Source organism: Sneathiella chungangensis, assembly GCF_009882935.1.
In the GTDB taxonomy this organism is placed as follows: Bacteria; Pseudomonadota; Alphaproteobacteria; order Sneathiellales; family Sneathiellaceae; genus Sneathiella; species Sneathiella chungangensis.
Window position 1 is genome coordinate 327,063 of the sequence record NZ_WTVA01000002.1, and the last position, 13,664, is coordinate 340,726.

10 protein-coding genes and 1 riboswitch are annotated in these 13,664 nt (G+C 56.8%); of the genes, 4 read left to right on the forward strand and 6 right to left on the reverse strand.

Going from position 1 to position 13,664, the window contains the following annotated elements; genetic code table 11:
- Window positions 1–3 precede the first annotated feature (3 nt).
- Window positions 4–1,050, reverse strand: coding sequence for a sirohydrochlorin chelatase (locus GQF03_RS06490; protein ID WP_161338397.1), 1,047 nt, complete (start codon window positions 1,048–1,050; stop codon window positions 4–6).
- A gap of 118 nt (window positions 1,051–1,168) precedes the next feature.
- Here GQF03_RS06490 and cbiB point away from each other — a divergent pair, with 118 nt between their 5' ends.
- Complete coding sequence (gene cbiB / locus GQF03_RS06495) at window positions 1,169–2,176, forward strand: adenosylcobinamide-phosphate synthase CbiB (protein ID WP_161338398.1); 1,008 nt, start codon at window positions 1,169–1,171, stop codon at window positions 2,174–2,176.
- Here the strand turns inward: cbiB and GQF03_RS06500 are convergent.
- From GQF03_RS06500 to cobD, 5 genes are all read right to left on the reverse strand, one after another.
- Entirely contained in the window at window positions 2,169–3,632 is a 1,464-nt protein-coding gene (locus tag GQF03_RS06500) for a cobyric acid synthase (RefSeq protein WP_161338399.1), read from the reverse strand. The genes cbiB and GQF03_RS06500 overlap by 8 nt on opposite strands.
- The gene (gene cobO, locus GQF03_RS06505) at window positions 3,632–4,264 is read right to left on the reverse strand and encodes a cob(I)yrinic acid a,c-diamide adenosyltransferase (protein WP_161338400.1); all 633 of its coding nucleotides are present in this window, start codon (window positions 4,262–4,264) and stop codon (window positions 3,632–3,634) included. The genes GQF03_RS06500 and cobO overlap by 1 nt, the downstream gene beginning before the upstream one ends.
- Window positions 4,261–8,001, reverse strand: coding sequence for a cobaltochelatase subunit CobN (gene cobN / locus GQF03_RS06510; RefSeq protein WP_161338401.1), 3,741 nt, complete (start codon window positions 7,999–8,001; stop codon window positions 4,261–4,263). Before cobN ends, cobO begins: the two co-directional genes overlap by 4 nt.
- Window position 8,002: 1 nt before the next feature.
- On the reverse strand, window positions 8,003–9,031 hold the full coding sequence (gene cobW / locus GQF03_RS06515; protein ID WP_161338402.1) for a cobalamin biosynthesis protein CobW: 1,029 nt from the start codon (window positions 9,029–9,031) through the stop codon (window positions 8,003–8,005).
- A gap of 127 nt (window positions 9,032–9,158) precedes the next feature.
- Window positions 9,159–9,347: riboswitch (cobalamin riboswitch) on the reverse strand.
- A gap of 37 nt (window positions 9,348–9,384) precedes the next feature.
- The gene (gene cobD / locus GQF03_RS06520; protein ID WP_161338403.1) at window positions 9,385–10,419 is read right to left on the reverse strand and encodes a threonine-phosphate decarboxylase CobD; all 1,035 of its coding nucleotides are present in this window, start codon (window positions 10,417–10,419) and stop codon (window positions 9,385–9,387) included.
- Window positions 10,420–10,500: 81 nt separating this feature from the next.
- Here cobD and GQF03_RS06525 point away from each other — a divergent pair, with 81 nt between their 5' ends.
- The 3 genes from GQF03_RS06525 (at window position 10,501) to GQF03_RS06535 (ending at window position 13,653) form a co-directional block, all read left to right on the forward strand.
- Window positions 10,501–11,289: an ABC transporter ATP-binding protein gene (locus tag GQF03_RS06525; RefSeq protein WP_161338404.1), complete on the forward strand. Its 789-nt coding sequence runs from the start codon at window positions 10,501–10,503 to the stop codon at window positions 11,287–11,289.
- 82 nt (window positions 11,290–11,371) lie between these two features.
- Window positions 11,372–12,112: a hypothetical protein gene (locus GQF03_RS06530; RefSeq protein ID WP_161338405.1), complete on the forward strand. Its 741-nt coding sequence runs from the start codon at window positions 11,372–11,374 to the stop codon at window positions 12,110–12,112.
- Window positions 12,113–12,228: 116 nt separating this feature from the next.
- Window positions 12,229–13,653 (forward strand): cation:proton antiporter, encoded by a 1,425-nt coding sequence (locus GQF03_RS06535; protein WP_161338406.1) that lies wholly within the window; start codon window positions 12,229–12,231, stop codon window positions 13,651–13,653.
- Window positions 13,654–13,664 lie beyond the last annotated feature (11 nt).

The following is a 13,664-nucleotide window of genomic DNA, read 5'->3' on the forward strand; positions in this document are numbered from 1 at the left end:
GCGCTAGCTGCCGCTCTTTTTCATGCTGACAGGACCGAGCGGATGATCTGCATGCGGGTAGGGATGATGGGCATGGTCATGGGAATGACCATGACCATGACTGTGATCGTGATGATGCCCGTGATCATGGTCGTGCGGATGGTCGTGATCATGGGAATGCGCGTGCGCGTCGCCTGTCCCGATCCCTTCCACATGATGGTGGTGGCTTTCCTGCCTGAGCCCCACCTCATCTTCGAAGCCAAGTGCCTGCTCGCGATATTTGCACATACCGCAGTTCATATTGTTTTGACCGAGAAGAATTTCCTCAACCCGCTCGGCAAAGCAGTCGAGAACCAACGGATGATCATTGAGATAGGAGGCCTTGATAAATTCGATATCCGGATGGGCCGCGGCGACCTTGTCCGTATAATCATAGATACGGTTGACCAGAATGCCGGTGAACAGGAAATAGGGAAATACGACGATCCGTTTATAGCCAAGCCGGGCGGCATGCTCCAGGCCCGGTTCGACCAGCGGGAAGGTGACGCCCGAATAAACCGTCTCGCCCCAACCAAACCCGAGCCCCTCCCATAGAAGCCGCATCACCTTGGTGACATTCGAATTGGCATCCGGATCGGAGGCACCACGCCCGACGACCACGAGCATAGTTTCATGCAGGGGAACATCACCTCCGGCGGTTGCAAGCGCTTCCTTGATCCTTTCCCCGGCGGCGCGAATCATTTTCAGGTCAATACCGAGTTCCCGACCATAGGAAATGGTTAGGCCTTCATGTTCCGCGGCATAGCGATTGAGGACGGAAGGTATGTCGTTCTTGGCATGACCCGCCGCGAACAGCATCCCGGGAACAGCGAGGATATGAGTGTGGCCACTCTCTTGGAGCCTGTCCAACCCATCTCGAATGATTGGCGTTGCAAATTCGAGAAAACCGGATTCCACCTGATACTGGGGAAGGCGTTCCGCGATCCCCTTGGCGACCGCCGCGAATTCCCTGACCGCACCTTCGTCACGGCTTCCATGGCCGCAGACCATTACGCCGTATTTTTCAGTCATACTCTGCTCCTGTGTTGCGTGGTTCGTTCCACGCGAAATTCTGTTTTACCGGCGGACAGTGGCCAAGGCCACCAGATAAAGGATTGACGCACCAGCGTGCCCATATCATGTTGCGCCGATGTCCGGCATATTTTTCACATCGAATTCCGCTTTTTTTACGCCGCCGCTGATTATCCTGCTGGCGTTCATTGTCGACTCGCTGGCCGGCGATCCGAAATGGTTGTACCGCTATATCCCGCATCCTGTCGTTTTGCTGGGCAGGTTGATCTCGATTGTTGACGATAATTTTAACAATATAGGTCTTGGAAACTGGTCCCGCGTGGCTCATGGGGCGATTATCAGTGGCGCTGTTATTGCGATTGCGACGGGCGTCGGAATTCTGATTGCAACCCAGTGTAATGGACATCCGGTTGGCCTGATTCTGCTCGCAATCCTTGCCAGCAGCCTGATCGCCTGGCGGAGCTTGTATGATCATGTCCGGGTTGTCGCGATGGATCTTGGAGAGAGCCTCGACGCCGGCCGGAAAGCCGTCTCGCACATCGTTGGCCGTGATCCCGACAGCCTCGATGAGAGCGCAATCTCCCGCGCCGCCATTGAATCGCTCGCCGAGAATTTTTCCGATGGGACTGTTGCGCCGGTCTTCTTTTTCGCTTTGTTGGGACTGCCGGGAATTTGCGCTTACAAGGCCGTCAACACCCTCGACAGCATGATCGGGCACCGGAATAAACGCTATGAATATTTCGGCAAGGCGGCGGCGCGGATTGATGATGCCGTCAATTATATTCCGGCTCGACTCACCGCCTTTTTGATTGTTATCGCGGCAGCTCTCGTAAAGGGGGCGGATGCGAAGGGTGCCATTCGCGTGATGTTCCGCGATGCGCGATATCACCGAAGCTTCAACGCAGGCTGGCCGGAGGCGGCGATGGCGGGCGCCCTTGGCATTGCTCTTGCGGGTCCGCGAATTTATGACGGCGTCGAAGTTACCGATCACTGGATGAACGGCGAAGGCACGCGCGATGTCGCCCCGGCGCATATTTACCGCGCGCTCCTTCTCTACCGTGTGGCAGGCGGCCTGATTATGGCCTCGTTGCTCGCCCTTGCTCTCGTAATTTACTGCGTCAGTTAGCGCCATTGGCAACCTCCAGCAAGCCATCGAGATCAAGATTTCTTTCCATATGATCGGCGAGTTCGTCTAAAGTTTTCTCGATAACCACTTCAAAATCATCGAGTTTTTCTTTTCTAATTTTAAACCGGTTAAGAAAATTATATCGGTATTCGTCTGACGCGAAAATGCCATGCAGATAACATCCCATCACCCGGTTATTTTCAGACAGGACACCGTCGGGCCCAGAGATAAGCTGAAGCATGGGCCGCGTGAGTGCCGGACCTTCGCTTTGTCCCACATGCATATGATAGCCCGATATTGCCGCGCCGGTGAGCGCCTCCTCACCGCTTTCCTCTACGAGCTTTTTCGGCCCGCTCAGGATTGTCGTGAAATCGAGAAGCCCCAAACCTTCGATCGTTCTGGCCGGTCCTTCAATGCCGCCGAGATCGCTGAGTTGTCGTCCCAGCATCTGGTACCCACCGCAGAGACCGACGACTGTTCCGCCCTGACGGACATGGGCATGGATGTCGATATCCCAGCCCTGCGCGCGGACAAAATCCATATCGGCGAGCGTCGCCTTGGAGCCGGGCAGCAGGATCACGTCCATGCCCGACGGGATCGGCTCTCCCGCCTTGATCATATGCACGGCAACATCCGGTTCGGCGAGTAGCGGATCGAGATCATCGAAATTTGAAATGCGCGAAAAGATCGGCACAGCGATATGGATCGCGCCCTCGCGTGCGGGCCGGGAAGTAATGGAGAAGGCATCTTCCGGCGGCAGCTTGCTCGCCTGTTGGAAGAAGGGCAGCACGCCGAAATTTTGGAGCCCTGTTTTTTCGCTGATGATTTTAAGGCCGTCATCGAAGAGGCTGATGTCGCCACGAAACTTGTTGACGATATAGCCTTTGGTTCTGTGTTGCTCCGACGCTGAGAGCAGTATATGGGTGCCGACGATCTGCGCTATCACGCCGCCGCGGTCAATATCGCCCGCAAGGATAACCGGCACGTCCGCCGCCTCGGCAAAGCCCATATTGGCAATATCATGGGCGCGAAGATTAATTTCCGCCGGGCTGCCCGCCCCCTCGATCAGGACAAGGTCCACCCCCTGGCCAATTCGCGCGAAACTTTCCAGCACCTTGCACAGCAGTTGCGGCTTCAATGCCTGATAATCCCGCGCCTTTGCGTTTCCATATATTTGGCCGTGAACGATAACCTGTGCGCCGGTCTCGGACTGCGGCTTTAGCAGAATGGGGTTCATGTCGTTCATCAACGGCACCCTGGCGGCCCGCGCCTGCAGGGCCTGGGCGCGACCAATCTCGCCGCCCTCAATCGTGACGGCGGCATTGTTTGACATATTCTGCGGTTTAAACGGCCGTACTTTCAGCCCTCTGTTGCTATAGGCGCGGGCGAGGCCAGCGACAAGCAACGACTTGCCGACGTCCGAACCCGTTCCTTGCAGCATGAGGGCAGCGGTCATTAGAACTCGATCCCGACCTGGGCCTTGACGCCGGAGCGGAAGGGATGCTTGATCTGCGTCATCTCGGTCACGAGATCGGCAATCTCGATCAGTTCGTCCTTCGCGTTTCGCCCGGTGACGACGACATGCAGTTTTTCAGGCTTGTTTTTGAGATACTCGACCACTTCGGCAAGCGGCAGGCTGTCATAACGGAGCACTATGTTGAGCTCATCAAGGATAACCATATCAAAGGCCGGATTGTCGCCGCGGCTTGCCTCGATCATCTCCTTTGATTTTTCCCAGGCCCTTTCGGCCGCGCGGATGTCGCGCTCACGATCCTGCGTTTCCCAGGTGAAACCCTCGCCCATGCTGTGGATTTCGATTTGCTCGGGGAAGGCCTCAAGGACCTTGCGCTCCCCCGTCTGCCATTTGCCCTTCACATACTGAACGACGCCGACCTTCATGTCGTTGCCAATGGCGCGGGCGGCAAGGCCAAAGGCGGCCGTCGATTTGCCCTTACCCTTGCCGGTATGGACGATCAAGAGGCCTTTTTCGATTGTCTTGGTCGCCAGCATCTTGTCGCGTGCGGCCTTCTTCTTCGCTGCCTTCTCGTTTGCGCGGGCGATCTCTTCGGGTGTCAGTTTCGTGCTCATCGGGTTCCCTCCCGTTTCAGCTGTGCAAGCTCGTCATGAATGGTATTTCGGCGCGGCTGCCAGAGGTCGCGGTCGAGCGCCTCCTGGAATTTTTCCGCCATTTCCTGCAATGCATCGGGGTTGTTCTCTTTGAGGAAGTCGCGAACGCGCGCATCCATCAGATAGGCATCGAACAGCGCATCGAAATGGTGATCCTTGACCGCATGGGCGGTGGCGGCGAAGGCGAAGAGATAATCGACCGTTGCCGCCATCTCGAAGGCACCCTTGTAGCCATGGCGCATGACCCCTTCAATCCATTTCGGATTGGCTGCCCGGGCGCGGACGACGCGACCCACTTCTTCTTCAAGGGTTCTGATTTTCGGACTTTCTGGTCGCGAATGATCGTTATGATAGACGATGGGTTGCGTTCCCTTGATATGGCGCACCGCCGCGGTCACGCCCCCTTCAAATTGATAATAGTCGTCACTGTCGAGGAGGTCATGTTCGCGGTTGTCCTGATTATGGACGACCGCCTCGACATGGCCAAGCCTCCGCTCAAAAAGATCATGCTCGGGCTCGCCTTCTTCTCCGGCGCCGTAGGCATAACCGCCCCAGGCAACATAGGCGCGGGCAAGATCCCCCTCGTTCGTCCAGCCTTTTTCATCGATCAGCGCCTGCAATCCCGCACCATAGGCCCCGGGTTTGGATCCGAATAACCGGTGGCTTGCGCGTTTGGTCGCCGTCGCGTCCGTCAACCCGGTTTTCATGAGTTCCGTCTTGTCCGCTTTGACCCGGGCGGCGAGGGGGTTGGTTTTCTCATCCTCGTCAAGGGCTGCGACGGCGCGAACGGCGCTATCGAAGAGCGCAATTTGCTGCGGGAAGGCATCGCGGAAAAAGCCGGAGATACGTAACGTCACGTCAACACGCGGACGATCAAGGATGGACGCGGGTAGTATTTCAAATCCCGTCACCCGGTTCGACGCCTTGTCCCAGGTCGGGCGAACCCCCATCAGGGCAAGGGCCTGCGCGATATCGTCGCCGCCCGTGCGCATGTTGGAGGTACCCCAGGCACTCAGGATCATCGTCTTCGGCCAGGCGCCGTTTTCCTGGCGGTATCGGTCGATCAGCAGTCCCGCCGATTTCCAACCCAGCAGCCAGGCTGTTGGCGTCGGTATGGCGCGGCTATCGACGGAATAGAAGTTGCGTCCGGTCGGGAGAACATCGTTCCTTCCCCGTGTCGGTGCACCGGAGGGGCCGGGCTCGACGAACTCGCCGTTCAATCCTTTGAGGAGGCCGGCCAATTCCGCCTCTCCGCTTGCCAAGACGACCGGCCGAAGATGATTTTCGAGTCCGTCCAGCACCTCCCTCGTTCTCGTCCATTCCTCTGCGGCGGCGGTTTTGCCGGAAACGAGATCTGCGGCGAGCCGTTCGATGCGCTCCACCGTATCGCCGTTTGACCGCCATGTTCCGTCAAAGGCGAGCGCGTCGGGGCGTTTTCCCGTCCACTCCGCCCCCATCTCGCAGTCGAGGGGATCGAATTCTTCGGACAGTTCCAAATCCGTCGCGATACTGCGAATGAGGGAGGCGTTTGCTCCCTCTCCATTTCCGCGAGGAATGCGCAGGAGGGCAACCAGCAGATCGGTGAGTTGCTGATCAGTTGGCGATTGCCCGAAGACATGCAGGCCGTCGCGGATCTGCAGTTCCTTTAGCTCGCAGAGGTAATTATCGAGTTTCGTGAGCCGTTCACTCTCCGGCTCGTCCGGGGCGATGCCGCAATCGACATCGATGCCCGTCATTTCCGTGAGTTCCAGTATCTGCTGGCGAAGCAGCGCGATACGGCGCGGATCAACGCCGGCCGCTTCATAATATTCATCGACCAGCCGCTCTAGATCGGCGAGCGGACCATAACTTTCCGCGCGGGTCATCGGTGGGGTCAGATGATCGATAATGACCGCGCTGGCCCGGCGTTTCGCCTGCGTTCCCTCGCCGGGGTCATTGACGATAAAGGGGTATAGGTGAACCGTCGGCCCGAATACCGCTTCGGGGTAACATTCTTCCGAGAGCGCGATGGATTTGCCGGGCAGCCATTCCATATTGCCATGTTTGCCCATATGGATGACCGCATGGACCTTCTCCTCCTCCCGTAGCCAGGCGTAAAAGGCGAGATAGCCATGGGGCGGAACCAGATCGGGGTCGTGATAGCTGGCGGTCGGATCGATATTATAACCGCGCGCCGGCTGGATACCGACAATCACGTTCCCCAGACGCATTGCGGCGAGATGAAAATTCTCGCCATCGATAAAGGGATCCTTTTCAGGCGAGCCCCAACGCTCCGTAATTTCTCCCTGAAGCTTTGCAGGAAGAGTTTCGAAGAATTTGAGGTAGCGGTTTAGCGGGTAGCGGCAACCGTCAAGCGATGGCTTGGCGTTTTTGCGATCATTCGTCGGTCCGTCCAGCAATCTGGCAATCAGGGCATTTCCATTCTCTGGAATGTTAAAGATATCATACCCATGCTCTTGCAATGCTTTCAGAACCTCGATTGATCCTGCGGGTGTATCGAGCCCGACGCCATTGCCGATCCGGCCGTTCTTGTTGGGATAATTCGCAAGGATCAGGGCAATCTTTCGCGCTGCGGGTTTTGTCGCCCGCAGCGTCGCCCAGTTCGCTGCCAGATCGGCGACGAAGTCTATGCGGTCCGGTACCGGCTTATAGGCGACTATATTCGTCTGCGTCGCCTCGTCAAAGCCGTCATCCGATTTGAAGGAAACGGCGCGGGAAAGAATGCGGCCATCAACCTCCGGAAGAGCAACATTCATCGCGATATCGCGTGCGGAAAGGCCGGTTATGCCTTCCTTCCATTGGGTTTCGTTGCCACCTGAAAAAACTACCTGCAGGATGGGGCAATTTGCGGCATCGAACGGGGTGTTTTTGCGCGCAGCACCCGGATTGGAAATCGCGAAGCCGGTCGCGTTCAGGAGGATCGACGGTGGTGCTTCACCTAAAAGATGCTCGACGATATCCGCCGATATCGGATCTTTCAGGCTGGAGACGAAAATCGGTAACGGATTGTGTTCGCGGCTCTGCAGCGCGTGGATAAGCGCGTCAACCGGCGCCAGGTTATTGGCCTGATACAGTGCGCGGTAGAAAATAATGCCGGCGACAGGGGCTTCCTTTTTCCATAATTTCCGCAGCGTCAACAGATCGGGGGAGGTGATTCCGGGCCAGTAAAGCCCCGCCTTCATGAGCGGCTTCGGTTCCTGCCAATCGCCATCTCCCCGTAACAGGAACGCGCCATACTCAAGGAAACCTGCATAATTATCGGCGCCGCCCTCCACCAGATAACGCCAGAGCCGGTGCGTTGCGTCGCGCGGAAGGGTATTGAGTGCCGTCAGTTCTTCATCCGGCTGGTCATCGCCCGGCAGGAAAGCGAGCCTGATGCCGCGCGCGCGACAGCATTCGGTGATTTTCTCGACCGCATAGGGCCAATAGCTGATACCGCCGAGCAGCCGGACGATCACCAGCTTCGCATTGGCGATTATCTCCTCGACATAGATATCGACCGACAGATTGTGGGAAAGCTGCATCGTATTGGCGAGGCGGAGCGACGGGCCGTCCGGTTGCATCTTCTGCGCGGTGGCGAGGCTCGAAAGTTCCGTATCGGCGGCGGAGAGGAAGACAATATCGCCGGGCGTTTGCGCCAGGTCCACGGCTTCCGATCCATCGGCGATGCCGCCGGGTATGGCCGCCAGAAGATGCATGTCAGGCCGTGATCATTTCTGCAATTGCGGCCTGATCCATGTCATGCTCGCCGATAATGACCAGCTTGCTGATCCGGGTTTCGCCGTCCTTCCAGTCGCGATCGAAATAATGCTGAAGACGCGAGCCGACACCTTGCAGTACCAGCCGCATATCCTTTCCGGCAACGGTGATAAATCCCTTTACCCGTAGAATGTCGTGGGTAGCGATTGCCGCCTGCAGTTTCGCGACCAGAAATTCCGGTGACGCCACTTCACCGATGTCCAGCACAAAGCTCTCGAAGTCGTCATGCTCATGGTCATCCGCATCATCATGCACGGAGGGACGCGAGGCGAGATCGTCTTCCGCCGCAGATCCGAGGCCGAGAAGCACACGGATGTCGATCTTGCCATGGCTGGTTTCCAGCATCTTCACCTGCGGGCGGAGACGTCCCTTCAATTGTTCTGTCGCGGAGGCAACTTCCGATGCGTCCAGGAGGTCAGCCTTGTTGAGGATGATCATGTCCGCGCAATTGAGCTGATCGTCGAACAGTTCCTCGAGCGGACTGTCGTGATCGAGCATCTCGTCCGCTTCGCGCTGTGCCTGCACGGCTTCCGGATCGGCCGCAAACAACCCGTCGCGATAGGCAGGGCCATCGATCACGGTCACCACGCCATCGACGGTGACCTGCGTGCGGACTTCCGGCCAGCCGAAGGCGCGTACCAGAGGCTTTGGAAGCGCAAGTCCGGAGGTCTCGACAATAATATGGTCGGGACGATCCTCACGGCTCAGGATTTTCTGGATCGTCGGTAGAAAATCGTCGGCCACCGTGCAACAGATGCAGCCGTTGGCGAGTTCGACAATATCCTCTTCCGTACAGTTTTCGTTTCCGCAGCCCTTCAACAGTTCGCCATCAACACCAAGATCGCCGAATTCGTTGATGATGAGTGCAAGTTTCTTGCCGTCTGAATTCTCGATCAGATGGCGGATCAGGCTGGTTTTCCCCGCGCCAAGAAAGCCGGTGATAACGGTCGCCGGAATTTTTTCACTCATATCTTACTCCGATATCCATGCGCGAAGCGGCACCGGCCAGGGATTCGGCCAAGGGCGAAAGCGTCAGTATGTATTATGATGTGCCGTAATGTCATTACGCTCACAATGATCCTCCGTCATGCAGCAAAAATAATAAAATACGATGGCAGGTCTCCTGGCTTGCGAATGGCACCGGCACATACCTTCCCGATTTACTCAGTGGTTCAGTGTGCTGGCTAATCGCTTACAGTTGCGGGGACAGCCGCGGCCTTGATCCGTAAATCGCACCGCATTCCCTTATAATCCCGGATTGGGAACCATCGCTTGCGACGCTACGGCGGAATGCCAAAACTGTCAATCCATAGCGGGCGATTTTACCTGATTGCCCAATCACGGAGTGCCGTTTCAAGCCGCTGCCAGTCATTTTCCGCGCCGAGAAGTCCGAAGCGCAAGAAATTGGGGCGCTCGGGAAATTTTCGAACGAGTATGGCCCGTTCGCAAAGATGCCGGTACAGCGCTTGCGATTCTGGTGATTCTGTCAGACAGAAAAGATCTGTATGCCCGGAAATTTCGAGCCCGGCTGCACGCAAAAGCTCCACCAATTTACGGGCAGCAACGGCCAGCTCAGCGCGTGTTTGCGTAATCCAGTTTCGATCTGCCAGAGCACTTGCGCCGATTTCGAGGGCAATTCCGCTGACCGCCCAAGGGCCCAGTTCCGGGCGGACTTTTGCCATGAAGTGAGGCGTCGAGATCAGAAATCCGAGGCGCAGGCCGGCGAGACCGAAAAACTTTCCGAAGGAGCGAAGAATTATGGGTCCTTCAGGCAATATATCGGATGCAAGAGATATATCTGGCGTGACGTCCGCGAAGGCTTCATCGATGATCAACCATCCGTTTCGCTGCCGCATTGCGATAGCGAGGTCCAAAAGCATTGTTTTCGGAAACTGTCGGCCGTCCGGATTATTGGGATGCACAAGGATGACTATGCCTGCGCTTTCAGGTATTTTCGACAATTCCTCTATCTCATAAACTCTATGTCCGGCGCGCCGCCAGTTGGCGGCATGTTCATTATAGGTTGGCGAGAGGATGGCAACCTCGGAAGGCGCCAGGAGTCTCGGCAAGAGTTGAATGGCCGCTTGCGTTCCGGGCAGGGCACAAATCTCCGCGCCATCAGGCAGACCAAAATAAGCCCGCGCCGCGTCCAGCAGTTGCTTTTCCGCGGCTTTGGAGGGAAGGCGGTGCCAATGCTCTGCTCGCAATTGGGGGATCGGGTAGGGGCGAGGATTGATTCCGGTGCTTAAATCAAGCCATTCCGCGCGTGCGTGAGCGAATTCCGCCGTGACGCTCTCGAGATCACCGCCGTGCAGTTGGGCGTCGCTCTCCGCCGCTATCGGGAATGTCGGGATCATCTGCCTCTCGCTCTCGTAAAACTGCCCTCTCATAACAGAATGCGGTTTGTTTTCGCAAATTTATCCTGTAGTTTCTTGCCCATGACGGAGAGAGCAACAAAGAAAATTGTCGTCAAGGACCTGCGCAAAAGCTTTGATGGCGTTCCGGTCCTGAACGGCATTAACCTCGAGGTGAAAACCGGCGAAATCCTGACGCTGATCGGTCCGTCGGGCTCGGGTAAGACTCTGACCCTAAAGTGTATTTTGGGGCTTGTGAAACCCGATAGCGGATCGATCCTTCTCGATGGCGAGGATGTGAAGGACATGCCGGAGCGCGACCGCATGGAGTTTTTTCGGAACTTCGGCATTCTCTTTCAGCGCTCGGGCCTGTTTGACGGGCTAAGGGTCTGGGAAAATATTGGCTTCCGCCTGTCGCAGCAACCGGGCATGCGGAAGCGGCAGGTGAAAGCCATGGCGATCGAGAAGCTGCGCTCCGTTGGTCTCTCCGCGGATGTCGCGGACCTGTATCCCGCGGAGCTTTCCGGCGGCATGCAAAAGAGAGTGGGATTTGCCCGGGCGATAGCCGGGGACCCGCCGATCCTGTTTCTTGACGAGCCGACTGCCGGCCTCGATCCGATCATGAGCAACGTTATCAACGATCAGATATTCAATAACGTTCGGGAACTTGGCAGTACCGTCATGGCGATCACCAGCAATCTGTTGACGGCACGGATTATTTCAGATCGCATTGCGATGCTGCATGAGGGCCGCGTCGTATGGACCGGCGATGTCCAGGAAGCGGTAAGGTCGGAAAATCCGTATGTTTCGCAATTCTGGAACAAGCGGAAAGATGGCCCCATACAGATGTCGGTATCGACAATCTCCGCCTGACGCGAGAGCCTAATTCCTCACGCGAACTCTGGGCCAAACGTCTGGATTGTCACATGCCGACAACCAGAAAAGCGCCAATTAAATGACTCTTGGTGAGACCGACGCCCTCTCGGCTTCCAATCTGCTGAAGCCGCGTGCCTGCCTTCCCTGGAAGACGGAGAAACGACAGTTTGCCTACCGGGTCCGTCCTTACTTTATCGATAACCGGATCGTCCGGGACCATCGCAACAGGGTTTTGGCGGAAGAAGGGAAGGCGCGCGCGGTGCTCCGTGACAGCATCGACGGGGAACTCGCCGCGCTTTCTGCGGCAGAACGCCGGTTCTGGATGTCGGAATTTCGGTTTGTCGAAACAACCTTGACGCTCAATCAACTCGCCATTTATGCGCCCGCATTTGTGCGTTTGTCGCAGATTATGCCAAGAAAGATGGTGTTTTGCCGGCGGATGATCGTTCGGAAGTATCTCGATGGTCACCCGCTTCCGAAGTCCCCGTTTTTTTCAACCTTGGCGCGTCATTTTGTCCGCTCCAGTGTCCTGTTTTTTCCCTCGGAGAGGCTGACGGCCGCCGCTGACAGGTTTATCGTCCTTGCGACGCGGTCGGCGGATCAATCCCGCGCCGCAAATCGCCAACGGGTCGCCCTGCATATCCGCTCCATCCATTTGATGAGTGACGCGGAAATCTGCGAACTATACGAGGATGAAGATGAATATCTTGAGGAACTCGCGCTTCTTGCCGATCTTACGCGCCATTATGGTGTCGGTGTTGATGAAGTTTTCCGCATTTCCGCCGCAGAAATCGGTCATTTCTGGAGTCCTGACCGGTAAGGCCGGATAATACAGACCGAAAATTCGGTTGCCAGCGGCTCGACACCTTGCGCTTTGGCGCCGGTAATCGTACCCTTTTTACCTAACGTACTTTTGCGCAGAGTCCGAAGCATCACATGCATCAACTAACCGAAATCGCTATTATCGCGACGATCGCCCTGATTCTCGGCATGATCATGACGCGGCTCAAGCAACCGGCGATCGTCGGTTACCTGTTGACCGGTATGGTGCTGGGCCGATCTGCCTTCGGCTTCGTCGAGGATCGCGAGAATGTGGAAATTCTGGCGGAGCTCGGCGTCCTGATGCTGCTGTATCTGATCGGGATGGAGCTGAATCTCAAATCCTTCATGCGGATATGGAAAACGGCGATTGGCGGTGTTTTCCTTCAGGTGGCCGTCGCCTATGTCGTGGTGGGGCTGATCGCGCTCTATCTCGACTGGCCCTGGCAATTGACAATCCTTCTGGCGTTTAGCTTGTCGATCAGCTCGACGGCGGTTGCCGTGAAAATACTGGAGGACATAGGGGAACTCCATCAACGGACTGGCAATATAGCGATTGGCCTTTTGATCGCGCAGGACCTCGCCGTCGTTCCGATGCTGCTGATCGTTGGCAGCTTGTCGGGGGAAACACTGAACCTGCCGGTGCTTTTGTTGACTGTGGGCCTGGCGATCGCTTTTTTGGTCGGCTTGATCCTGTTTCTGAGCCGGCGGGAGCGCATCCATCTGCCCTTTCTTCAGGTCATATCCGGTCACTCAGACCTGACACCGCTATTCGGCATCGTTTTTTGTCTTGGCCTTGCCGCGATCAGCGGCCTTCTCGGCACGTCGCCAGCCTTCGGCGCCTTCCTGGCGGGGCTTATTATCGGCAACAGCCAGGAACGCAAAAACGTTGTGGAGGCGACAAAACCGATCCAGTCAATTCTTTTGATGATCTTTTTCCTCTCCATCGGCCTGCTGATCGACATTACCTATATCTGGCAGAATGTCGGCCTTGTGCTGCTGATGCTGCTGAGCGTGATCCTTGGCAAAACGGCCATCAATATTGTCATCATACGGGTGACGGGCATAGACTGGCGCTCCGCCTTTATCGCGGGAACCGCCCTCGGGCAGATCGGTGAATTTTCGTTTCTACTGATGGCTATCGGGGGCGGCAGCGGTTATGTGTCGCGGGATATCTCCCAATTGATGATTACCGTCATCGCGCTCAGCCTGATGATCAGCCCGCTCTGGTTGCTGACGGCAAGGCGCGCGCAAACGGTTGCGGCGGGTCAGGCAAGCAACTTCCGGAATTTCTGGAACAAGGCTTACGGCAAGGAGACGGTGGCCGTCGCCCGGGTCATGAAAGCGACCTCCGGCTATCTTGTGGCGCTGCCACGGCGGAAATTCTCGCGTCGGCAAGAACCACCTGCAGCCGAGACTGACGACCGAAGTGCCCATTCTCGTGCCGAAGGAACAGAAACAGTTATCCAGAGCGAGGACGCGGCCTCCTATCAGGCGTTGTTGGAAGACGAGCGGGGCGAGGGACGGGATGATAAAAGCTAGATTTCAGGTCC